At 59.8% G+C, this 23,178-nt stretch carries 20 protein-coding genes; 10 read left to right on the top strand and 10 right to left on the bottom strand.

Annotated elements, in window-relative coordinates; translation table 11 throughout:
- The first annotated feature begins 41 nt into the window (after positions 1 to 41).
- Both ABHV46_RS10035 and ABHV46_RS10040 read left to right on the top strand, forming a co-directional pair.
- Entirely contained in the window at positions 42 to 4,265 is a 4,224-nt protein-coding gene (locus ABHV46_RS10035; RefSeq protein WP_438381330.1) for a Hint domain-containing protein, read from the top strand.
- Between the two features lie 310 nt (positions 4,266 to 4,575).
- Positions 4,576 to 5,526, top strand: coding sequence for a LysR family transcriptional regulator (locus ABHV46_RS10040; RefSeq protein ID WP_438381331.1), 951 nt, complete (start codon positions 4,576 to 4,578; stop codon positions 5,524 to 5,526).
- A gap of 470 nt (positions 5,527 to 5,996) precedes the next feature.
- On the opposite strand, the gene ABHV46_RS10045 is transcribed toward ABHV46_RS10040, so the two are convergent.
- The gene (locus tag ABHV46_RS10045) at positions 5,997 to 6,167 is read right to left on the bottom strand and encodes a DUF2256 domain-containing protein (protein WP_336945856.1); all 171 of its coding nucleotides are present in this window, start codon (positions 6,165 to 6,167) and stop codon (positions 5,997 to 5,999) included.
- Between the two features lie 143 nt (positions 6,168 to 6,310).
- On the opposite strand from ABHV46_RS10045, the gene ABHV46_RS10050 reads away from it, so the two are divergent.
- Positions 6,311 to 7,120, top strand: a complete 810-nt coding sequence (locus ABHV46_RS10050; protein WP_438381332.1) for an alpha/beta fold hydrolase — start codon at positions 6,311 to 6,313, stop codon at positions 7,118 to 7,120.
- Positions 7,117 to 7,983 carry a sugar phosphate isomerase/epimerase family protein gene (locus ABHV46_RS10055; protein WP_438381333.1) on the top strand — a complete coding sequence of 289 codons (867 nt, stop codon included), beginning with the start codon at positions 7,117 to 7,119 and terminating at the stop codon, positions 7,981 to 7,983. Before ABHV46_RS10050 ends, ABHV46_RS10055 begins: the two co-directional genes overlap by 4 nt.
- 197 nt (positions 7,984 to 8,180) lie before the next feature.
- Here ABHV46_RS10055 and ABHV46_RS10060 read toward each other — a convergent pair whose 3' ends face one another.
- The 3 genes from ABHV46_RS10060 to ABHV46_RS10070 are packed head-to-tail and all read right to left on the bottom strand — an operon-like array spanning position 8,181 to position 11,339.
- The gene (locus ABHV46_RS10060; protein ID WP_438381334.1) at positions 8,181 to 9,311 is read right to left on the bottom strand and encodes an acetoin dehydrogenase dihydrolipoyllysine-residue acetyltransferase subunit; all 1,131 of its coding nucleotides are present in this window, start codon (positions 9,309 to 9,311) and stop codon (positions 8,181 to 8,183) included.
- Between the two features lie 3 nt (positions 9,312 to 9,314).
- Positions 9,315 to 10,343 carry an alpha-ketoacid dehydrogenase subunit beta gene (locus tag ABHV46_RS10065; RefSeq protein WP_438381335.1) on the bottom strand — a complete coding sequence of 343 codons (1,029 nt, stop codon included), beginning with the start codon at positions 10,341 to 10,343 and terminating at the stop codon, positions 9,315 to 9,317.
- 30 nt (positions 10,344 to 10,373) lie between these two features.
- On the bottom strand, positions 10,374 to 11,339 hold the full coding sequence (locus tag ABHV46_RS10070; protein WP_438381336.1) for a thiamine pyrophosphate-dependent dehydrogenase E1 component subunit alpha: 966 nt from the start codon (positions 11,337 to 11,339) through the stop codon (positions 10,374 to 10,376).
- A 256-nt stretch (positions 11,340 to 11,595) separates the two neighbouring features.
- Between ABHV46_RS10070 and ABHV46_RS10075 the strand changes: the two genes are divergently transcribed.
- Positions 11,596 to 12,528, top strand: a complete 933-nt coding sequence (locus ABHV46_RS10075; RefSeq protein WP_438381337.1) for a helix-turn-helix domain-containing protein — start codon at positions 11,596 to 11,598, stop codon at positions 12,526 to 12,528.
- A 17-nt stretch (positions 12,529 to 12,545) separates the two neighbouring features.
- Here the strand turns inward: ABHV46_RS10075 and ABHV46_RS10080 are convergent, their stop codons facing one another.
- From ABHV46_RS10080 to panB, 5 genes are all read right to left on the bottom strand, one after another.
- A complete protein-coding gene (locus ABHV46_RS10080; RefSeq protein WP_438381338.1) occupies positions 12,546 to 13,406 on the bottom strand; it encodes a glucose 1-dehydrogenase in 861 nt (286 codons plus the stop codon).
- Between the two features lie 194 nt (positions 13,407 to 13,600).
- On the bottom strand, positions 13,601 to 14,866 hold the full coding sequence (locus ABHV46_RS10085) for a PepSY-associated TM helix domain-containing protein (RefSeq protein WP_438381339.1): 1,266 nt from the start codon (positions 14,864 to 14,866) through the stop codon (positions 13,601 to 13,603).
- 273 nt (positions 14,867 to 15,139) lie between these two features.
- Entirely contained in the window at positions 15,140 to 15,868 is a 729-nt protein-coding gene (locus tag ABHV46_RS10090; protein ID WP_025840623.1) for an SDR family oxidoreductase, read from the bottom strand.
- Between the two features lie 110 nt (positions 15,869 to 15,978).
- Positions 15,979 to 16,824: a pantoate--beta-alanine ligase gene (gene panC, locus ABHV46_RS10095; RefSeq protein ID WP_438381340.1), complete on the bottom strand. Its 846-nt coding sequence runs from the start codon at positions 16,822 to 16,824 to the stop codon at positions 15,979 to 15,981.
- Positions 16,821 to 17,639 carry a 3-methyl-2-oxobutanoate hydroxymethyltransferase gene (gene panB, locus ABHV46_RS10100; protein ID WP_438381341.1) on the bottom strand — a complete coding sequence of 273 codons (819 nt, stop codon included), beginning with the start codon at positions 17,637 to 17,639 and terminating at the stop codon, positions 16,821 to 16,823. The genes panC and panB overlap by 4 nt, the downstream gene beginning before the upstream one ends.
- A 200-nt stretch (positions 17,640 to 17,839) precedes the next feature.
- On the opposite strand from panB, the gene ABHV46_RS10105 reads away from it, so the two are divergent.
- Positions 17,840 to 18,937, top strand: a complete 1,098-nt coding sequence (locus ABHV46_RS10105; protein WP_438381342.1) for a branched-chain amino acid aminotransferase — start codon at positions 17,840 to 17,842, stop codon at positions 18,935 to 18,937.
- 133 nt (positions 18,938 to 19,070) lie between these two features.
- On the opposite strand, the gene ABHV46_RS10110 is transcribed toward ABHV46_RS10105, so the two are convergent.
- Positions 19,071 to 19,382: a hypothetical protein gene (locus tag ABHV46_RS10110; RefSeq protein ID WP_438381343.1), complete on the bottom strand. Its 312-nt coding sequence runs from the start codon at positions 19,380 to 19,382 to the stop codon at positions 19,071 to 19,073.
- Between the two features lie 119 nt (positions 19,383 to 19,501).
- On the opposite strand from ABHV46_RS10110, the gene folP reads away from it, so the two are divergent.
- The 4 genes from folP (at position 19,502) to ABHV46_RS10130 (ending at position 23,156) form a co-directional block, all read left to right on the top strand.
- Positions 19,502 to 20,398, top strand: a complete 897-nt coding sequence (gene folP / locus ABHV46_RS10115) for a dihydropteroate synthase (protein ID WP_438381344.1) — start codon at positions 19,502 to 19,504, stop codon at positions 20,396 to 20,398.
- The gene (gene folK / locus ABHV46_RS10120) at positions 20,395 to 21,273 is read left to right on the top strand and encodes a 2-amino-4-hydroxy-6-hydroxymethyldihydropteridine diphosphokinase (RefSeq protein ID WP_438381345.1); all 879 of its coding nucleotides are present in this window, start codon (positions 20,395 to 20,397) and stop codon (positions 21,271 to 21,273) included. The genes folP and folK overlap by 4 nt, the downstream gene beginning before the upstream one ends.
- Entirely contained in the window at positions 21,270 to 21,926 is a 657-nt protein-coding gene (gene folE / locus ABHV46_RS10125) for a GTP cyclohydrolase I FolE (protein WP_188425601.1), read from the top strand. The genes folK and folE overlap by 4 nt, the downstream gene beginning before the upstream one ends.
- Before the next feature lie 66 nt (positions 21,927 to 21,992).
- The gene (locus tag ABHV46_RS10130; protein ID WP_438381346.1) at positions 21,993 to 23,156 is read left to right on the top strand and encodes an L-dopachrome tautomerase-related protein; all 1,164 of its coding nucleotides are present in this window, start codon (positions 21,993 to 21,995) and stop codon (positions 23,154 to 23,156) included.
- The last annotated feature ends 22 nt before the right edge of the window (positions 23,157 to 23,178 follow it).

The raw sequence follows: 23,178 nt of genomic DNA on the forward strand, positions 1-23,178 counted from the left end.
CGGCTCAGTGGGGAAGCGCGATTATTCAAAGTGGTGGGACCTTGCAGGACTCCGCACTTCAGAGTGTCGTAGCCATAGTCAGTTCAGGGGGGGTGCTGACAGGTAATACGCTCAATCATACTGGCGACAAGATAGCCGCAGGCGGGACTGTCACCAATAACGTCAAATATAATGGCGGTGACCTCACGGCAGGACAGGGCGCGCAAATAGGTAATTTGTCGATCAGTCAGGGAAGCTCCCTTCTGAGTGGCGCGCTGTGGTCGGGTGGAACCGTACAATCGGGCGGTATCGTCAGCGCGACGAGCGGCAGTCTTGTGAAGGATGCGGTTGTCTCCAGTGGGGGGCAGGTTCAGGTATTGTCAGGCAGTACTGCCCAGCGTGTCCTGACATCGGGAACAGGGTTGGGCAATGCCGGTAATGGGATTCAGGGATCTCTGATTCTGAGCGCTGGGGGCAGCAGTCTCGATGCGGTAATCCAGGGAGGCTATATGGCCGTGCAGGGCGCCGGAGCGCTCTCACAGAATGCCTACGTCACCTCGAATGGTTGGCAGGATGTCGGTTCGAACAATAATGGTGCAACAGGTGGTGGCACCGCATCTTCAACGACCCTGATCAGTGGTGGCGCACAGTTCATCAAGGGTGGTGCGGCGGTGAATACGCTTGTCTCGTCGGGGGGTATGCAGGAAGTTGCTGCTGCAGGTACGGCTTTTGGCGGTACCGTTTTTTCCGGCGGCCTACTTCAGATCGATGCTGGTGGTACCGGCGTCAATAATATCGTTCTTGCTGGCGGTCAGGCTGATGTTCGAGGGGTTGCGCAAGCGTCCAACGGCTTGGCATCGGGCCTCGCCGTGCAAAACGGCGGCTCTGCGGTCAGTTTGAGCGGCGGTACGCTCCGCAATCTTTCTTTTCTCAGCGGAGCCAGAGGCATTGTTTCGTCGGGCGGCTCGATCAGTCAATCGGTTATCTCGCTTGGAGGTCAGGCGCGGATATTTTCGGGTGGAACCGCGTCCAGTTTAACCGCGATCGGCGCAGGGTGGTGGAACTTCAGTGCCGGTGCTGTTCTGGTTGGGTCGGGCGGTACGGCTTTCAACACGGTCCTGTCGGGTGCTTATCAGGCGGTACAGGGGCAGGGCGCGTATACGGAAAATACGCTGGTCACCAATAGCGGCTGGCAGGATGTCGGTCTGAATTCGTTTGATGGCCTGTATGGCGGTGGCGTCGCCTCAGGCTCAACGCTTGTCAGCGGTGGCAAGCAGTTCGTCAGCGGCGGTACGGCCTGGACGACGATCGTTTCTGCAGGCGGTACGCAGTCTGTCATGCCGAGAGGCATGACGTCTGGCTCCATCATCGCGTCAGGTGGCACGATGGCTGTGCTTTCGGGTGGCACGGCTTTCAACGCCAGTGCGGCGAGCGGGGCAATAGCGACTGTCTCGCAGGGTGGTACGGCAGTCGCATCCGGTGGCGTTGCGTCCGGGGTCAGCATTCTGAGCGATGGCTCTGCCTTGAGCCTCAGCGGCGGTCAGATTACCGGCTTCACGGTGCAGGGAGGGGGGCAGGCTGTAGTTTCCGGCGGCGGAACGATGAGTAACAGCTTTCTCTGGCTTGGAGGGCAGGCGCGGATACTGTCGGGCGGTACAGCGTCCCAGCTAAGGGCCATCGGTAACGGCTGGTGGGGTACGGGCGCCGGTGCTGTTCTGGTTGGGTCGGGCGGTACGGCGTTCAACACGGTCCTGTCGGGTGCCTATCAGGCGGTACAGGGGCAGGGCGCGTATACGGAAAATACGCTGGTCACCAATAGCGGCTGGCAGGATGTCGGTCTGAATTCGTTTGATGGCCTGTATGGCGGTGGCGTCGCCTCAGGCTCAACGCTTGTCAGCGGTGGCAAGCAGTTCGTCAGCGGCGGTACGGCCTGGACGACGATCGTTTCTGCAGGCGGTACGCAGTCTGTCATGCTGAGAGGCATGACCTCTGGCTCCATCATCGCGTCAGGTGGCACGATGGCTGTGCTTTCGGGTGGCACGGCTTTCAACGCCAGTGCGGCGAGCGGGGCAATGGCGACTGTCTCGCAGGGTGGTACGGCAGTAGCATCCGGTGGCGTTGCGTCCGGGGTCAGCATTCTGAACGGTGGCTCTGCCCTGAGCATCAGCGGCGGTCAGATTACGGACTTCACGGTGCAGGGAGGGGGGCAGGCTGTAGTTTCCGGCGGCGGAACGATGAGCAACAGCTTTCTCTGGCTTGGAGGCCAGGCGCGGATATTGTCGGGCGGTACAGCGTCCCAGCTAAGGGCCATTGGTAACGGCTGGTGGGGTACGGGCGCCGGTGCTGTTCTGGTTGGGTCGGGCGGTACGGCGTTCAACACGGTCCTGTCGGGTGCCTATCAGGCGGTACAGGGGCAGGGCGCGTATACGGAAAATACGCTGGTCACCAATAGCGGCTGGCAGGATGTCGGTCTGAATTCGTTTGATGGCCTGTATGGCGGTGGCGTCGCCTCGGGCTCAACGCTCATCAGCGGTGGCAAGCAGTTCGTCAGCGGCGGTACGGCCGTTACAACGGTCATATCTTCTGGTGGAACGCAAACCGCCATGCTTGGCGGTGTTGTGTCCAGCTCCGTTGTCTCGTCTGCAGGGCTCATGACTGTTCTTTCAGGCGGCACCGCATATGGCGCCAGCGCAGTGAGTGGAGGTCGCGTCTCGATCGCTGACGGCGGTATCCTCTCCGGGGGAATAATTGCCTCTGGAGCCACCCTGAGTGGGGCAGCAGGAGCCCTATGGACGGGAAATATCAAGGTAGGTGGTGCTATCTCAGGGGGGAGTATCGTCTCTCAGGGAATCACGGAAATCCTGTCAGGGGGAAGCGCACGCGATCTCTTCGTCGCATCGGGAGGTACTCTGCAAATCGATGCCGGGGGCACACTCGTCGGTCTGGCAAACCTCGCAGCAGGCGGTAACGCGACGTTGGATGGGACTGCCGGGGGAACTGTTAATCTTGGAGGACAGGGATTCAGCCGCCTGACCCTCACAGGAACGACCAGCCCGAATTCGATTATATCCGGCTTTAACGGGACATCGCCCGGTTCTTCGGATCAGATCGTACTGCGCGACGTCCCGAAAGCGGATATCGTTGGTGTTAAGTATCCCGATGCCGATCATGTAGAGTTTCGGCTGACCGGAGATCGCTCTCTCGTCCTGAACATCAAAGGCGTGGGAAAGTACGGCTTCGATTTGACTGCGGGACTGGATAATTCCACTGTTTTTTCAGTCTGTTTTCTCCATGGCACCATGATCCGCACACCGGATGGAGAGCGCGCTGTTGAGACATTATCAGCCGGTGATCTGGTCCATGTCTACCACCGCGGTCGCGTGGAGACACAGCGCGTCATCTGGGTGGGAAACCGCTCAGTCGAGGAAAATGACAGCGCCAATTACGATGTCACGGACTATCCGGTCAGAATCGAGGCAGGTGCCTTCGGTGTTGGAATGCCTTACAAGGACCTGCTGGTTACCCCGGAACATTGCATTTTCATAGCAGGTAATCTTGTGCCGGTGCGCATGCTCGTTAACGGTGGATCGATACGACACGATGTGAGCCTGAGTATTTATAAATATTACCACTTGGAAACGGAAACCCATTCGGTTCTGATGGCGGATGGTCTGCTTTGCGAGAGCTATCTGGATTCCGGTAATCGGTATGATCTGACGACAGCGTCTCATACAGTCGAGCATACGCTTGCCAGCACGGACAGCGATGGTCGCAGAACGATGGCTGCGCCTCTCTGTGTATCCCGGTCTTTTGTAGAGCCGATCTGGACGGACCTAAATCGCCGGGACGAGGAGGGTGGCAAGGCCGACCGAGGGCACAGCCTCGATCCCGAGGTGCATCTTTCCTCGGAAGATGGATATGTCATGACCCCAGTCCGAGTGGTCGGAGACCGCTACATATTCCGGATTCCCGGGCATTTAGGGGCTGTCTATCTCTGCTCCCGGTCATCGCGCCCGAGCGACGTAATTGGGCCTTATATAGACGATCGTCGCAGACTCGGCGTTTTGGTCGGCGCTGTAACACTTTACGATCCGCGCTCCACAGTGGAGATAGATGTTCGTGACTTCTTGCACTCGGCGCGTGGGTGGTACGGTCCGGAAGGAAGTCAGCGTCGATGGACCAGCGGAAAAGCCTTTTTGCCACTGACCAAGCTTGAAGAGCGGAGTGCGCGTATTCTTGCGGTGCAAATTGTTGCTGGCGGTCCTTATGGTACCGAACTGACTTGAGAGTCGCCGACGCAACTGCTCGAAGAAAGTGCTGCGCCCGCTTCCTGGCGACTCAACTGCGTGCCTGGCTCTAGCTGCCGTTTCGACACGGGAGAGGCGCCAGCTCGGCAGATACTCGATTATCTCAGGTGTTGCGGCATACATTCGCGTCACAACAGTGGTAAGACGCGTTGCTTCAGAATGTGCATAAAAAGGTAATTATTAAATACCACTTGCATCAAACTGGCATTATTTTCTTTGGAACAGAATCGTAATGGAGCATGATCGCAAGGATGGTCAAATCGGGCCATGCTCGTCGCAGAGAATCGGGATGAATATCGAGGGTTTTGACATTGAATCGCATAGAGCGATGAAAAATATGAAGTTGAGATACTTCAGGGTTATTGAAGAAATATTCAATGCCCAGTCTCTCGTTGGAGCATCGTCGAGATTAAATCTCACGCCGACGGCTGTTTCAAAAGCTTGCCTGGAAGTCGAAAATATATTGGGTGTGAAGTTATTTACGCGCTCCAATTCCGGGATGATGCCTACCGCAATATGTCAGTCGATCGTCGAGACCAGTCGCGTTATCAAGTCCGAACTTGAGAAACTTGCTCACAAGGTAAATGAATACAAAGAGATAAGAACTGGAACCGTCAATGTAGGATTCCAGGCTCCTGCGCTTGAAAAGCAGATCATGCGAGGTATTGCCCAACTGAAAAAGAAAGACGAATCCCTGAAGATCAGAATTGTGTATCGCGAAAGACCTTATCTTCTGGATATGCTAGAAAGCGGAGATCTCGATTTTGCCTTCGTAGACTTTTTCCAGCTGAATAAAAACAAAAGCCTGAATAAAAGTGTTATGCATCGGGATAATTGTTTTGCAGCGTCACGTGAGTCTTCGACGTCGATTCCTGAATTACTCTCTGCGTGGAGTGAGAATCGTAAGAAGCTCTGGATCCTGCCTGTGAAAGGAGTGGCGTTGAGAGAGCGATTTGAAGCGACCTTATCTGCACGCGATCTACAGCTGCCCACGAATATTATAGAATATAATTCTTCTGTCGGTCTCGAAGATCTGTTTCTTTACACTAATGGATGGGGAATTTTACCATTCTATGCCATGCCAGTTGTTAGAAAATATGTTTCGATAAAGGAGCATTATGACTTGCTGGATGAAATGAATCTGGAGAGTGGTTTGATATGGATGAAAAATCACACACGTACACCTCACGTAGAGGACGCGATCAAGATGTTCGCTAATGGAATCTTGAGTGACAATTGAAAAATATAAATATTTTATGTAAATTATATATAACGTGGTCAAAATAAATTATGATTTTGATCGATGAATTATAGGCGACACCCTTTGCCGTTTTAAGTTATCTCCTTAGTCTGGTAGTCGAAGTTTTCGATAGGGGATGAAGATCACAAACCGTGTCTGGAAAGCCATGCCCCGACCGTAGATTGCACCGAGGCTGCTGTTGGGTTTTGACGATAAGCTGAAGACGCTCATCAAGATGTCTGTCGCATACCTCGGCGGAGATGTACGTGACCTATGACTGACGGCGTAGGAGTTTTGGCTATGTGCTTCGCCCCGTAGGCTGCCCATGAATAAAGATAAGGGTTTGATCAGAGGGTTGAGGTCACTTTCCCTAAGACAAGATGGCCCGCTCTTTCGCAATCCTCTTTGATATCCTCAGTACGTAGCCTTGGATCGGACCGTGCGGTAGCGTTAGAGAATGAGGATAAAAATTACGGTTTTCGCGCCTTGATTCGACAGGCTTCGGAACAATAGCGCACGTCGTCCCAGTCCCGGGCCCATTTCTTTCTCCAGGTGAAAGGGCGCTGACAGATGGGGCAAATTTTCGTGGGAAGGTCGGCCTTGGCCGGTTTGGTGGCTACGCGGCCCTTGCCTCGGCTCATGATCCGCTCTCCTTTCGATGCGACGGAGCATCAACGCGACATAGGCAGTGTATTTCATTCTCAAGCGACGAGGGAACCTGCCCTTGTCTCACGCGCTTGCCAGAGGGTTTCCGATCCGGTCACGCAATCGCGAGGAGTGTCCAATGCCCTATATCAACGCCAGCGACGGGACGCGTCTGCACTACGAAGAGCAGGGGCAGGGCCGCCCTCTGGTCATGATCCATGGCTGGACGTTTTCAGGCCGGTTTTTCCATCGCAATGTGCCGGTTCTGGCCGAGCAGGCGCGTGTCATCACGCTCGATCTGCGTGGGCATGGCGAATCGGACAAGCCCGATCATTCCTACCGCATTCCGCGCCTCGCTGCCGATCTGCGCGACCTGCTCGAAGCCCTTGAGCTTGAGGATGTGACGGTGCTGGGCTGGTCTATTGGCTGCCCGATCATCTGGTCCTATCTCGAGCTTTTCGGCAAGGCGCGCCTGCGCGATGCGATCTTCGTGCAGCAGACGCCCAGACAGTATTTCTCCTCCGAGTGGAAATACGGTCATGCCGCCTGTTACGATCAGGCTGGGCTTGCCGAAACCATCCAGAAGCTCACGCTCACGCCCGAGGCGTTCGATGAGCAGAATCTCACCGACTGCCTTGCGACCGAACTCTCTGCCGACGAGCGCACCATGCTTCTGGCTGAAATGGGCAAAAGCCCGGCCCATGCGCGGGCTGCCATGATGGCGGATCATACGGTGCATGACTGGCGCGATGTCCTGCCTCATTTCGACCTGCCCGCCCTGATGATGATCGCCGAAAAAGACGCGGTGCTCGTGCCGGAAGGGCCGTCATGGGTGGCCGATCATATGCCAGATTGCCGTTCGCTGCGTTTCGAACACAGCTCCCACATGCTGTTTCTGGACGAGACGGATAAATTCAACCGGGCGGTTCTGGAGTTTCTGGCACGATGAGCCGTTTCCCGTTTCGCTTCGGCGTCAATCAGTTCACGACCCAGCCCTGGTCGTTCGAAGAGGACGTGACGCGTTATGCAGCACTTGGCGTCGATGCGATCGAGATTTGCGAGGCCAAGCTCGATCCGGCGCGTGCGGGCGAGCAGATGCGCGCAGCCAGGGCCGCCGGGCTGGAAATCAGCGCGGTGCAGCCGCAAATCCGCACGTTTTTCGGTAGCAAGATGGCGCCACAGCCCGAAGGGACAGAAGAGCGTGTGGCAGCTTTTGCCAGAAGTCTGAAAACCCTCGCTCCTTATGCCGAGGGCGCGGCTTTTGTCATGAATACCGGTGCGCCTCCAGATGGCAACATGCAGCGCTGTCTCGACGAAACGGTGCATCATCTGCGCCGCCTCGCACCGCTTGCGGCCGATCTCGGGGTGAAAATCGCCATCGAGCCGCTCAACCCCACCTCGATCAATGTCGAGACCGCCATATGGACCATCGATCAGGCGCTCGATCTGCTCGACGCGGTTGGCCATGATTCCTGCGGCTTGTGTCTCGATTACTGGAATATCTGGCAGCAGCCCGACTGTGTCGCGGCCATTCATCGTGCAGCGGGGCGTACTGTCGCGGTGCAGGCCAGCGACTGGCGCACACCGTGTTCGGGCATGGATCGTCTCGTGCCCGGATCGGGCAGTATCCCGCTAGGAGCCCTGCTTCATGCGACGGCTCAGGCTGGTTTTGACGGTGTCTGCACGCTGGAGATTTTCTCTTCCGGTGTCGCAGACAGCCTTTATGAGTGCGATTTGAACGAAGTTATCACCCAAGGGCGCGAAGGGCTGCACCGCGCCTGGTCGGCGGCTGAAATGCGCAACGACACATAAATCCCTTTTGCGGTGCTCCCCGGGGAGGGGTGTCTTTGCCGATCGGCCGGGTAGCGCATGCAAACAGGCAAGCAGGGGCGCCGCTCCCGCCGGACCGTCGCTTATCGCAAAACAATCTTCCTCCGCTATGAGCTGAAAGGCTGCTGACAGGTCGGGAAGATGGCGCCAGCTTGGCTGCGCCACCCCCCGAGGCAATTTCAGCCGGTAACGATCGTTTTCAGCGCGGCGGCGACTGCGCCGCTTCGTTCGAGCTGGGGCATATGTCCTGTCTGCGGGTAAATCGTGACCGTCACATTGCCGGCTACGTCTCGGGCCTGACTTGCAGGCAGGATTTCATCATTCTCGCCCCAGAGAAGGTCTGTTTTTCCCGCAAAGCGTTCGAGTTGCGTGCCAAGCGAGATTGTTTGATGCCCGCCGTCGAAACTGGCCGCAGCAAGCGTCCTGAGCCCATCCAGAGCGCCGTCCAGTCGTTTGAACCTGATCATCTCTTCCACCATCTGGCGCGAGATCAGGGCCTTGTCATGCACCAGCAGAGAAAGCGCAGGTTGCAATGTCTTGCGCGTAGTGGCGCTCAATACCCCGTCGATGAACGCGGCATTGATACTCTCCCCGATCCCGGCCGGTGCGATCAGGGTCAGGCTTTCAACGGCCTCAGGGGCGAGCGCCGCCAACTCTATCGCGACGGCACCGCCGAGAGAATGACCGACGACATGCGCTTTTTCGATCGACAACGCTCGAAGCAGTGCCCGCGTAACCTCAGCCAGATACGTCACCGTGCCGTCGCCAACCGATTTGCTCGATTCTCCATGGCCAGGAAGATCGAATGCGACGACCCTCGTCACTGCGGCCAGAGCGGGCTGGACCAGCATCCAGTTATCGAGTGATCCAGCAAAGCCATGGATCAGGATCACCGGTAATCTACCCGGCTGAGCAGCGCCGCTATCCTGCACGCGAAGCCGAAGCGGGCCGAGCGTGATGACGCTGTTGGCGGGCGTTGTCTTCTCTTCGTCATCGCTTGCCGTTTCGGGCGATTGCGCTTCGAACCCCGCGATGAAGGTATCGATTTCGGCATCGGACACAGAGGGCGCCGCCACGACGCCGATCAGGGCGCCGACGGAGAGGGTTTCGCCCTGTGAAGCGAGCTGACGGCGCAAAACACCTGAGACGGGGCTTTCATAGACATTGGTGATTTTGGTGGTTTCTATTTCTACCAGTTCCTGACCTGAGGCGATGCTGTCTCCGATCGCTGCCAGCCAGCCGACGACGATACCTTCTGTCATGGCCAGGCCGAATTTGGGCATGGTGATGGGGGCAATGCGCTCTGCCATTGCTCAGGCCTCCTGTTTCGCGTCGTAGGCCATGACCGAGCGTACCGCTGCCGCAATTTTCTCTGCGTCGGGCATGTAGTGTTTTTCGAGAGCGGCAGAAAAGGGAACGGGAGTGTGCGGTGGTGTCACGCGCCGTATCGGGGCCTTGAGCGTATCGAAACCCTCTTCCGCCACGAGGGCCGCGATATCGGTGGCCATGTTGCAGCGCGGGCTCGATTCATCGACGATCACCAGACGTCCCGTTTCGGCCACGCAATCGAGAATGGTGCCGGTATCGAGTGGGGATGTCGTGCGCGGGTCGAGCACAGTGCAGGAGATGCCCTGTTTCTGCAGGCGCTCGGCCGCCTGATTGGCAAAACCGACCATGCGACCGAAGGCTACGATGGTTACATCCTGCCCTTCGCGTGTCAGATTGGCTTCACCGAAGGGGATGGTATAGGGCTCATCCGGCACTTCCTCCTCTTCATCGTATATCAGCTTGTTTTCGAGAAAGATGACCGGGTCGTCGTCGCGTATGGCCTCGATCAGCAATCCCTTGGCTTCATAGGCCGAAGAGGGAATGACGACCTTGAGCCCCGGTATATGCGTAAAGATCGGATACAGCGCCTGGCTGTGCTGGGCTGCTGCCGAGAGGCCCGCGCCATACATGGCGCGTATGACCAGCGGCGTGCGCGCCTTGCCGCCGAACATGTAGCGGAACTTGGCCGCCTGATTCATGATCTGGTCGAGACAGCACCCGACAAAATCGACGAACATCAGTTCGGCAACAGGGCGCAGCCCCGTTGCCGCAGCCCCCGCAGCGGCGCCGATATAGGAGGCTTCCGTAATGGGCGTATCGAACACACGGTCGGGGCCGAATTCGGTGTAAAGACCCTTGGTGACACCCAGCACGCCGCCCCAGGCGTCGTCTACGCCCGCACTGCCGCCTTTACCGCCTGCGACATCCTCACCCATCAGGATGACGCGTTCGTCGCGGCGCATTTCCTGGCGAAGGGCCTCGTTGATGGCCTGTCTGAAGCTCTTTCTGGACATGATATCCTCCTTTACCTGACAGGGTCAGGCTCAGTAGCTGACATAGACATTATCGAGCAGAGCGGCGGCTTCCGGCACGGGGTCGGCCTTGGCCTTGCTGACGGCCTGCTCGATCTGCGCACGCACTGCGCTGTCGATGGCGTCGAGTTCCGATGTCTCGATCGTGCTGATAGCGGTCACCTGCTCGCGAAAGCGCTTCAGGCAGTCCTTCTCGGCGCGCAGCAGCGCGATATCCTCAGCCCGTCTATAACTTGCAGCATCGCCTTCGAAATGCCCGTACCAGCGCGCCAGATGCACGTGCATCATGACAGGGCCCTTGCCCGCACGCGCATGGGCGATGGCCTCTCCGGCTGCCTGATGCACGGCGAAGAAATCAGACCCGTCGCATTCGATATAGGGCATGCCGAACCCTTCGGCCCGGGCACGCTGCGAACCGGCGCAGGCATAGGAGGAAGCTGTCGCTTCGCCATAGCCGTTATCTTCGAGCACGAAGACCGCGGGAAGAGACCAGACGGTTGCGAGGTTCAGGCTTTCGAGCGTCGTGCCTTCATTCGAGGCCCCGTCACCGTAAAAAGCGACGGCCACACCGCCATCTTTCAGCAGCTTGTGCGACAGGGCAGCCCCGCAGATCAGCGGCGGTCCGCCCCCGACGATACCGTTGGCGCCCAGCATGCCCAAAGACAGATCGGCGATATGCATCGAACCGCCCTTGCCTTCGCACACCCCGGTCTTCTTGCCGTAGATCTCGGCCATCATCCCTTCGACAGCCACGCCCTTGGCAATGCAGTGGCCATGACCGCGATGGGTGCTGGCGATCGTATCCGTCTCGGTGAGATGCGCGCATATGCCCACCGCAGAGGCTTCTTCGCCGCAATAGAGATGCACGAAGCCGGGAATTTCGCCGGTTGCGAATTCGACATGCAATCGCTCTTCGAAATCGCGAATGGTGCGCATCGCCCGATAGGAATGCAGAAGGACGTCATGGGAAATCTGCATGAGACACTCTCCCCTTGGCGCGCAGGATGCAGCGCCAGCTTCTGTGAGTCGGAAAACGAGGCCATCCCGATAGGGGGACGCCTGTTCCGATCGGGACAGGGTCATCATGGGCGGAGCGGATTGAGAACATTTAAACGTTATCAATAACAGTTAAGTGTTATAATCAGGTCAGAACTGTCGCAGAATTGCGCCAGTCAGGCATGGGTCATGAGCAACAGCCACGGGAAGCGGCCGGGTCTGATCTGGAGAAAACACCATGGTCCATGCAGCCATTCGTCGCGATCTGCCGGTGTCTCTGCCCGCCATGCTGAGGGAGTCCTGGGCACGGTGCAGCCGTAACGGGGGGCTTGCGTCACGGGGCGCCGGTTTGACTGACAGGCTTTGCGCTGCTGAGTTGCGTCAGGCCCGCGTGGCCATGGGGGTCGCCATGCATGCGGCCAGTACCGAACTCGATTATCTGGCACGTCTGGTCGTGCCTCTTGGATATGTCGCTCTTCTGTCCGATCCGCACGGTGTGGTCGTGGCCCATCGTGGCAGCGAGGCGGGTGAGGCGCGTACGAGAAGATGGAATCTGCGCTCGGGCGCCATCTGGACAGAGGCATCAGCCGGCACGAATGGCTTGGGGACCTGCCTGGTCGAGGGAAAGGCGGTCACCATCAGCGGGGGCGAGCATTGGTGCCATGCCCTTCATCGCCTGACCTGTACGGCGATGCCATTTTTCGATGCCGAGGGCCAGATCGCGGGTGCGCTGAATGTGAGCCTGTTTGCCAGCGATCCGAAAGAGACTGCCATCATGGAAGCCCTCCTGCTGAATGCAGCACGCGCTATTGAATGTCGCCTGTTTCAGAACAGGTTCGGTAGGGGGCGTGTTCTGCTGCTTGAGGGCGGCGAGGGGCCGTCCCAGCCTCTGGTCGCGCTCGACGAAACAGATCGGATCATAGGTGCCAGCCGTTCGGCCAGAGACCGAGCGCTACCGAGCGTTCAGACTCCGGAAGGGGCCCAGTTCTGGCCGGGCTCGCTGATCGGTGATGAGCCCTCTCGCCCCGATTTTCGTAAGGCAGAATTGCGTACCATCGAAGACGCTCTGTCTCTCACCCAGGGCAAGATCGCCCCGGCAGCCCGCATCCTTGGGATCAGCCGTTCGACCCTGCATCGCAAGATCAAGACGCTCGGGATCGAGAGCGGCTGAGCGCCTCGCGGCAGGGCTTATCCGTTGATGATGGTGCCACCATTGACGTGCAGGGTCTGCCCGGTCACGAAAGACCCGTCTTCGCTGGCCAGATAGACATAGGCCGGGCCGAGTTCGGCAGGGTCGCCACAACGGTCCATCGGCACGGAGTTGGCGAGTTCCGCCACTTGCGCGGGGTCGATCGGGCCCCAGCTTGCGGGCTGCAAGGGCGTCCAGACCGGGCCGGGCGCTACGGCGTTCACGCGTATGCCCTTCGAGACGAGTTCGAGCGCCAGAGCACGCGTGAATCCCATTTCTGCGGCTTTGGTGGTCGAATAGGCGAGCAGCCCCGCACTGCCCCGATAGGCGTTGATCGACGAGGTATTGACGATGGCGCTTCCCTTGCCGAGATGGGCGAGTGCGGCGCGGGTAAGGAAGAAATAGCCGTTGATATTCGTGTCCATATGACGCTGCCATTCGTCATCGGTAATGGTCGCGCTATCCTGATTGACCACCTGCCAGCCTGCGTTATTGACCAGAATATCAAGGCCGCCGAATGCTTCGACGGTCTGGGCGACCGCGTCGTTGCAGAATGCGCTGGAGCGTATATCACCCGCGATGGCGAGCGCCTTTCTTCCCTCTTTTTCGATGAGCCGCACGGTCTCCTGCGCGTCTTCGTGCTCCTCGAGGTAGAGAATGGCGACATCGGCCCCTTCGCGCGCGAAATGCAATGCCGCCGCCCTGCCGATACCGCTATCGGCGCCGGAGATGAGCGCCTTGCGTCCGTCAAGCTTGCCGCTCCCGCGATAGGTTTCGCGAATATGAATGGCGGCGGGGCGCATAGGCGCTTCCGTGCCTGGCTGGTGAGACTGCGACTGGGGGGGAATCTGGTCGGGCATAGGGTGGCTCCTGCTCTGCTCCTCGATAGGGGCAGTTTTTCACGGATATGTGAGAAAGCCGATCCAGCCGCGGATGTTCCTGTTTCGCGTTGCGCTCAAGGTTTTGTGAACGGATTTCAACCGAGCAAGAACGCGTATGCGAGCGTCATCGGAACCGTGTCTGGCGGTTCTTTCGCACGCTCGGAGCCCCTTGCTCAGCCATTTCCGGCAGCTTGCCTTGCCGGGATAGGGCGGGGCTGTTTAAGGCGCGCCCGGCGCCGGGCGCGTCTTTTACGCTCCCAGATCAGAACCCCGGTGATCGACAGCAGGGCGGTTACCAACCCGCTCGCGCAGACGAGTATGCGGCCGGTCAATCCGGCAAGCCGCCCGCTATGGAACGGGTCCTGCAATTGTAGAATGAGATCGCCCAGCTTGCCCTCGGGCGGCACGTTGGCCTGCACTGTGGCACCCGTATCGAGGGCGATGGTGATGAGCGGGCTGCCAAAGCCGGCAGGGATCTGCCCCGTATCGCCGAAAAGATAGAAAAGCGCCCGCTCCGGTGCATGGGTCAGCATTATGGCGGCGGGGCGCGCCTTCCAGTTCCGGTTTTCTGCGTTTTGACCTGCGAGGGCCTCGGCGTCATCGAGCGTCAGTGCATGTGGACCGCCCGGAAGGGGGATTTCGGGCGCTATCGGTGCAACAGGGAAAAGCGTGCGCACAACGGGCTGAAAAACCTGTGGCCCCAGAGCCAGCGCGACACCGCTTATTGCCATGCCGAGCAGCAGGACCCAGAGCCAAAGGCCGAAGGCGCGATGCAGGTCGAAAAACAGGCGCAGGGCATTTTTGGGATGGGCAATCTGCCAGGCCGGTTTCCAGCCGCGCCAGAACCCCCTGCGCCAGGGCGGTGTCACCGGGGGCAGGGTCAGCAGCAGGCCGTTGACGCAATCGAGTGTCCAGATCAATGCGGTGATACCGACGATCCACAGACCTGTCGTGCCAGCCGCGAGCGAGTAATGCAGCCGATAGATAAAAGGCAGCAGGACCCGCCGGTTGAGGCAACACCCCTCGGCCACGCGCGCCCCCAGCTCATGCGCATTGCCGGGGTCGAGAAAAATCTCGTCGGGTCTCGATTTGCCTGACCGCGTCAGAGCCGGCGTGAGATAGGCGTGAAGCGTGCCACCGGGGGCGGGGCGGTATTCAAGCGCGATCAGGGGCTGATCGGGATGCTTCTTTGCGATGGCGGCGACCAGTGCCGAAAGCGGCAGATGCCTGTCTTGGCTCTGGGTGGTCCAGAGATCGGGGTTGAGCATCCGGTCGAGTTCGGTGCGAAACACGCTGATACTGCCGGTGAGGCCGATCACCAGCAGAAGCGGCGCCAGAACGAGCCCGACATAGCGATGCAGGGCCACCATCGCGCTGCGTGACCGGCGCAGCGGCCAGAAAGGGCTCTCACCCTCGCCTCTTGTCTTTGGGCGCGGCACGGCGCGATCTGATCTGCTGAGGATTGGCGCACTCCATTGCCACAAGCCTGTGCTCCGACCCCACGGGATCGGCACAGGCTCTAGAGGCCGCGCAACTGAGAGTCAATCGCAACGTTGGGATAAGGCAATGGCAGCAGCGTGACTACCGGAGGCATTCGCACGCGTGACTCGATGATATCAGACGTCTGAAAACAGAAACCCCGCCAGAGAGGCGGGGTTTTGTCGGTCTTTCCACAGGCGCGAGGCGCCTTGCGGGATCGCTGAAGCGACGTGTCAGACGTCGAAGCCGTTGGGCAGCAGCACCAGATCGCGCACGACCGTGCCCTTGCGACGCGTGAGCATGAAGATCAGCGCCTCTGCCACGTCGGAGGGCTGCATCATGCCGCCACCTTCGAGAGCGGCCTTGCGGCGCTCGGGGTCCCAGTCATTGATGAGCGGCGTGACGACCGGGCCGGGCTGAATGGCGCTGACGCGCACGCCGTGCGGAGCAAGCTGGCGGCGGCAGGTATGGGTAAAGGCCTGAATGGCGTATTTCGAGCCCGTATAGATCGGTTCTGCCACGATCGGCACGACGCCTGCGACCGAGCTGGTGATGACGATATCGCCGCTGCCCTGCGCGATCATGGGCACCATGGCGCAGCGCGCCGAGTGGAAAGCCGCGTTGATGTTGAGGTTGAGCATGCGGTCCCACACATCCGGGTCGCCTTCCCAGGCATTGCCACCGACATACGAACCCGCATTGGCGAACATGATGTCGAGACGGCCCTGCTCGGCCAGAACCGTGTCCACGGCCTGCTGGATGCTGGCATGGCGGAAGAGATCGACCTCGACGCCGTGCAGCTTGTCGCCCAGCTCGGCGCGCGCCTTGTCCATGGCGGCCTTGTCACGGTCGAGAATATACACCACAGCGCCATTGGCGATGAGGTGACGGACGCATTCCAGACCGATGCCGGAAGCTCCGCCCGTTACGGCGGCGATCTTGTCCTGAAGCGGAAGCGACATGCTTGCATACCTTCTTGTGCATCGGTGCCACCCACAAGGAGGGCACCGGAGGCCCGACATTCAGGTCGCGCCTCACTATACGGGTAGTCTCGCATGTCCGTTTGGAGGTTCTAAATAACGATGTTGTCAATAAGGCGCACAGATTCGAGAGCGGCGGCCACCAGTAATCGCAGCGCACCATTGTCATGTTTTGTCGCGAATACAGTCGTCACCGAAGTCAGGCTCTCCGCCTCGCAACAGGCTAGATAGTCGATCGGGCCGAACCCGGCGGCGATGAGTGACTTCATACCGTTATCGAGGGCTTCTGCGATTGGCTGGCCCTGTCTGATGGTAGTCGCGATTTCCTGCAAAATGGCATGAAGGGCAGGGGCGTTTTTTCTGGCTTCAGGCGAGAGACGCCTGTTGCGAGAGGACAGGGCCAGTCCATCTGCCTCGCGCAGGGTCGGGCATGCCACGATTTCGATCGGCAGGTTGAGGTCCTGCACGAAGCGCCGGACGATCTGCAATTGCTGCCAGTCTTTTTCCCCGAAAAATGCATAATCGGCTTCGGAAAGGGAGAAGAGCTTGGTGACGACTGTCGCCATGCCGTCGAAATGACCGGGCCTGTACGCGCCTTCGAGCGTTTCGGCCATGGCGCTGACCTTGACCGTGCTGCTGAACCCTTCGGGGTACATGGCCTCGGCGGTAGGGATGAAAATGGCGTCCACATCGGGCAGAAGGGCGATATCTTCCGCCTCGGTGCGCGGATAGGTGGCGAGGTCGGTCGGGTTGTTGAACTGGGTCGGATTGACGAAAATCGAGACGATCACCCGCTGCGTCCGGGCGCGCGCCTGTGTCACCAGGCTGAGATGGCCCTCATGAAGGGCGCCCATGGTCGGAACGAGGCCGATCGTTTCGCCTGCCTGATTCCATTGCCTGACGGTCCGTTTAAGGGTCGCGATGTCGCGGATGATCATGTCCGGTCTCCGAAACTATGCTCGGGGCCGGGAAATACCCGGCTGCGAACTTCCTGTGCGTAGGTCGCAAGAGCCTGTTCGGCCTGTTCGGCGAGCGTCGCGTAGCGTTTGACGAATTTCGGTTTGAAATCCGCAAAAAGCCCGAGCATGTCGTCGATCACCAGAATCTGCCCGTCGCATTCCGGCCCGGCGCCGATGCCGATCGTGGGGATGGTCAGGCGGTTCGTGATATCGGCCCCGAGGCTGCGCGGCAGTTTTTCCAGGACGATGGCAAAGGCGCCTGCCTCTTCAACAGCAAGTGCATCGTCGATCACGCGTTGTGCGTCCTCATTGCGGCCCTGAACCTTGTAGCCACCGAGCACATTTACTGCCTGCGGCGTCAGACCGATATGGCCCATCACGGGCACGCCGCGCGCCACGAGAAAGGCGATGGTCTCTTTCATATGCACGCCGCCTTCAAGCTTGACGGCAGAGGCGCCGGTTTCCGCCAGCAGGTGCGACGCATTGCGAAAAGCCTGTGCGGGGCTTTCTTCATAACTGCCGAAGGGCATATCCACCACGCAAAGCGCCCGGTTCACGCCGCGCATCACCGCCTTGCCGTGCAGGATCATCATCTCCATCGTCACGCCCAGTGTCGAAGGCAAACCGTGCAGCACCATGCCGACACTGTCTCCCACCAGAACGACATCGCAGGCTGCATCGGCGAGCTTCGCAATCGGGGTGGTATAGGCGGTCAGACAGACGACAGGCTCCTTGCCTTTGCGGTCCCGTATGGCCAGAGGTGTCAGGGTCTGGATGGGGGTCGATGCGCTCATGAAGGCCCTCTCAAATCTTGCTGCCTGCCGCGTGATCGCAGAGCCGGGCGTCTGCGCCAAGGCGCCGACTTATCGAAAAAACCGGCCATCACGATGCAGTCAGTCACAGGTCGCGTTCTTCTCTCTCCCTTTCAAAGGGTGTCAAGATGCGGCGAACGGGATAGAGTGCCGTCATAATCGACCTGAAGATGGAACAGATCATGGTTTCCGAAAGCGCAGCGCTGCAATTTACCATCGAGCCCACGAGCAATCCGACCCCTGCGGATCACCGTGCAGAGCTGATCGCCAACCCCGCTTTCGGCCGCGTGTTTACCGATCACATGGCTATCGTGAAATACAGCGAAGGCCGCGGCTGGCATGATGCGAAAATCACCGCCCGCAAGCCGATCTCGCTCGATCCGGCCGCTTCCGTTCTGCATTATGCGCAGGAAATCTTCGAGGGCATGAAAGCCTATCGCACCGAAAGCGGCGGTATCGCGGCTTTCCGTCCTGAAGAGAACGCCAGGCGTTTTCGCGCTTCTGCCGAGCGTATGGCCATGGCCGATCTGCCGCAGGAAATCTTCATGCAGGCTGTCGACGAACTGGTGAAGATCGACCGCGACTGGGTGCCCGAAGGCGAGGGCAAGAGCCTCTATCTGCGTCCGTTCATGATCGCGACCGAAGTTTTCCTCGGTGTGAAGCCCGCTTCCGAATATCTCTTCATGGTTATCGCCTGCCCCGTCGGTGCCTATTTCGGCTCGGGCTGCGTGTCGGTCTGGGTGTCGGAAGACTATACCCGTGCTGCCCCCGGTGGCACGGGCGCTGCCAAATGCGGCGGCAATTACGCTGCAAGCCTCGTGGCCCAGCGCGATTCCAAGACCCATGGCTGCGACCAGGTATTGTTCCTCGACAGCCGCGAGCAGCGCTTCGTCGAGGAAATGGGCGGCATGAATGTCATGTTCCTGCGCGACGATAACACGCTGGTCACCCCGCCCCTCACCGGCACCATCCTGCCCGGCATCACGCGTGACGCCATTTTGCAGCTCGCTAAGGATCGTGGTCTGAAAATCGAGCAGACGCCGTTGGAAATCGACGAGATCTTCGCCGGTGCCGCTTCAGGCCGCTACAAGGAAGCCTTCGCTTGCGGGACGGCTGCCGTGATCAGCCCCATCGGTTCGCTGCGTCGCACGAATGGCGAGGCGATCTTCGGTGATGGCAAGAACGCGGGTGAAGTGTCGCTCGGCCTCAAGAAGGCCCTGACCGAAATCCAGGCTGGCAAGACAAATGATGCGCATGGATGGATTCATTCGATCGTCTGATCCGGCAATCGAATGAATCGGGGTGGGGAGAACGGGGCTCTGCCCCGGCCCCGCCAAAGGGCGGTCGCCCTTTGGAAACCTGTTTGTCAGGGAGCGGTTTCGCGGAGCTTAGCCCCGCGTTCTCTCTTTGATATCAGTAATTTTCGTCGATTGCTTCCGGGGGCGGGCTGTGGCGCTCCGGGGTCATCGTGCGGCTCATGGCGGCGACTTCCTCATCTTTCGAGGCAGGCTGCGGGCTGAAGCCGGGATGGTCGCTGCGGCGTTCGAGCAGAACGCTCTCCAGAGCTGACGGATCGGCAGCTTCTGCCTGACGGAAAAGCTGCTCTGCCTTCTCCTGATCGCCCTCCTCTTCCGCGCGCAGCGCCGCCTCGGCAAGGGCGCGAGCGCCCTGATGCTTGTTGTCCTCACCATCGAAAAGGGGGGTGTCGAACTGGTCGTTGGCCATGATGCGTCTCCTTCTTGTCGGTTGAAACAGCGGTGGCAGGGTGCGGTTCGTTTTTCTGGACCTGTCTGCTCCCATACTTTATGAGCGGGGTTCTCTTAGTCCCGACTTGAATGGATGTTATGGAAGCGGTCGGTCCCGCGGTGCAGAGGGCTCAATGGCAGGGCAGGCGCGACGCGCTCGTCACTGCGATACAGGGCGCACATGAGACTCATGCTCCGCTGATCATGGGCATCGTCAATGCCACGCCTGACTCATTCTCCGATGGCGGGCGGCATGACGTGCCCGATCAGGCCATTGCCCATGCGCGCGGCCTTGTGGCCGAGGGCGCGGCACTGATCGATATCGGAGGGGAGTCCACACGGCCCGGTGCCGAGTTCGTGCCCGCCTCTGAGGAAATTGCCCGCACGCGCCCGGTCATTCTGGCTCTGAGCGATGGCCCCGCCTTTCTTTCGATCGATACCTATAAAGCCAGCGTTGCGCGCGAGGCCGTGCGGGCCGGGGCGGTCATGATCAATGACGTCTGGGGAATGCAGCGCGATCCTGCCATGGCGTCTGTCATGGCCGAAACGGGCGCTGTGGCCGTGCTGATGCATAATCGCGAAACGGTTGATCCGGGTCTCGATCTGCATGATGATTTCCGGCGCTGTTTCGACGCCATCCTGGCTCAGGCTGAGCGTGCTGGCGTCAGGCGCGAGCATATCGTGCTCGATCCCGGTGTGGGCTTCGGCAAGACAGACCCGCAAAATCTCGAAAGCATTCGTCTGATCGGGGCTTTGCGCGAGGAATATGGCGTGCCGGTTCTGCTGGGCCTGTCGCGCAAATCGCTTTTCGGCCGTCTTCTCGGTCGGGCGGTGGAAGAGCGTCTCGCGGGGACGCTGGCCGCCAATCTCTGCGGCATGTCGCAGGGGGCTGGCGTTCTCCGCGTTCATGACGTGGCACCTCATGTCGATGCGGTTCGGATCGCCGCGCTGCTCGGCACGTCCGTCCCGAAAAAAGAGAGGTCCATACCGTCATGACCCAGTCGATTATCCGTCTCGACGGGATTCATGTTTTCGGTCGGCACGGCGTACTACCTGAGGAGACGCGGCTCGGGCAGAAATTCCTGATCGATCTGGTGGTCACGGTCGATACCGCGCTTGCCACAAGGGACGACGACTACCGTTTCGCGGTCTGTTATGCCGGGCTCTGCGACAGGGTGGTGGCGCTTGCCGCAGGCGAGCCGGTGCGTCTGATCGAAACGCTGGCCGATCGTATCGCGCAGGATCTTCTGGCCCATTTTCCGACCATTGCGCGCCTCATGGTGCGTGTCAGCAAACCCGGCGCCCCCATCGCCCATCCTTTCGATATGGTCAGTGTCGAAACGAGCAAGGAGCGTCTCCTGCCGGTCGGGTTCTCGCTTGGCTGCAATATGGGCGATCGCAAAAGCGCCCTGGACCTCGCCGTAACCTGGCTCGGCCTGACGCCGGGGCTGGAAATCGAAGCCGTTTCGAGCCTCTATCGTACCGCTCCCTGGGGCGGGGTGGAGCAGCCGGATTTCCATAATCTCTGCGTCACGGCGCAGACCAGTCTCGATGCCATGGCGCTCTTGCGCGTATGCAAGGAGATCGAGACCCGCCTCGGCCGCGTACCCTCGATCCGTTGGGGGCAGAGAGCGATGGATGTCGATCTGCTCTATCTGGGCACGCAGGCCATGACCAACGCTGTGCTCACCCTGCCGCATCCAGGCATCGCGCAGCGGGCTTTCGTACTCGTTCCTCTTGCAGAAATCGCATCGGAACAGAAAATCAGTGGACTTTCCGTTTCGGACATGTTGGACAGGCTCCCCCGCGAGGCTGATGACGTTGTCCCCTGCGCGGAAGACCCGTCTTGCATTGCCGAGGACCAGAAATGACCAAACCGACTGCCGATCTCGTGGCGCTGGATGCCGCCCGCCACAAGGGGCAGGGTGGGGAACGCCCCATCGCACCGATAGCGAAACCCGAAGATGCCGAAACGCGCATCGCCGGCGCGGTGCGTGAAATCCTTCAGGCGCTGGGTGAAGACCCCGACCGTGAAGGGCTGTTCGAGACGCCGGGCCGCGTGGCGCGTATGTATCTCGACGTGCTGGGTGGTCTGCATGAAGACCCGCGCGAGCATCTGCACAAGCAGTTTCTGGCCGATCAGCATGAAGGCGCTGTCATCGTGCGCGATATCGGTTTTCATTCGATGTGCGAACATCATCTGCTGCCGTTCTTCGGCAAGGCGCATGTGGCCTATCTGCCGGAAGGCGGCCGTCTGACCGGGCTCAGCAAGATTGCGCGCACGGTCAATGTGCTGGCGCGTCGTCCGCAGCTTCAGGAACGCCTGACGGATCAGATTGCCGCCTCCATCATCGAGGTGCTGGAACCCAAGGCCGTCATGGTTCTGGTCGAGGCCGAGCATATGTGCATGGCCATGCGCGGCATCCGTAATGTGGGCAGTCGCACGGTGACGACCGTTGTGCGTGGCACCTGGCAGCGTGATGCGGCGTTACGTGCCGAGATCATGTCCTTGCTGAAGGGCTGAGCCTCACGCCGCTGTGGCTTGACGCGCAGGCCCCGATCTCTTTCATGACAGACAGGAAGAGGGAATATGAAAACGCGCCTGGCTCTTTATGCCCTGATGATATCGGCGGCACTTGCAGTTTGCTCCCCCATGTCGTCGCGGGCGGATGACAGTATTCCCGCGCCTGAAGAGGGCGATAGTGTCGACCAGGGCTATGCGCCTTCTGGCAATGTCGAGATTATCGGGCGTTTTCACGAGGCGCAGCCTTCCGGCATCGCCATCCTTTCCGATCACCGGCTGGTGCTGGGGTTTCCGCGCAGCCTGCACGATCATGACGGGCCGAGGCTTGCCTTGTTCGACCATGGCAAACTCACCCCATTTCCCGATCAGGAGAGCCAGGGGCGTTTTATCTCGCCGCTGGGCATGACCGTCGATGCGAGCGGTCAGCTCTGGGTGCTCGATGAAGGCATCCTTGCCGATAAGGGCACGGTACCAGGTGCGGCAAGGCTGATTCATATCGACCCGGCAGCAGCGCGCATCATTGAGGAGATTCCCCTTACGGCTCCCGCGTTGCGCTCGGACAGCCATCCGAACGATCTGCGTATCGACCTGACCCATGGCGATCGGGGCACCGCCTTCATCACCGATTCCTCGCTTACCGTGCATCCGGCGCTCATAGTGGTCGATATTGCCACCGGCACGCAGCGTCGCCTTCTGGCCGATACAGAGCCGGTTATGCCACGGCATGGGTTTTTGGCCGTGCTCGATGGCAAGGCCTCGCGCTACGACCCGGAACACCCGACCATGGCGCAGGCAGGGGCGAATGGTATCGGGCTGAGCGCCGATCAGCAGACCCTGTTCTGGCAGCCTCTGACCAGCCGCGAACTCTATTCGGCACCGACTGCCGTGCTGGCCGACCCCAAGGCCAGCGAGACCGAAATCGAATTCAGCGTGAAGGATGAGGGCGAGGCGGGTATGGGCGATGGCATGGCCACGGCACCCGATGGGCGTCTGTTCCTGACCGATATCGAGCGTCATGGCATTCTGGCCCGTGCTCCCGATGGCCGGATCTCGGTCATTGCACATGATCCGAGGCTGATTGCGCCCGACGGTCTGGCCTATAGCGATAACACGCTCTACGCCACGATCGGCCAATGGTCGCGCCAGCCCGCCTTTCATGGCGGGGTAAACAAGGAGCAGGGGCCCTGGCTGCTGGTCAAAATTGCCTTGCCCGCGGCGCCAGCCCCCTGAAGCAGGGCAGCGGCTGCAGGGA

The organism is Asaia sp. BMEF1, assembly GCF_051628905.1.
In the GTDB taxonomy this organism is placed as follows: domain Bacteria; phylum Pseudomonadota; class Alphaproteobacteria; order Acetobacterales; family Acetobacteraceae; genus Asaia.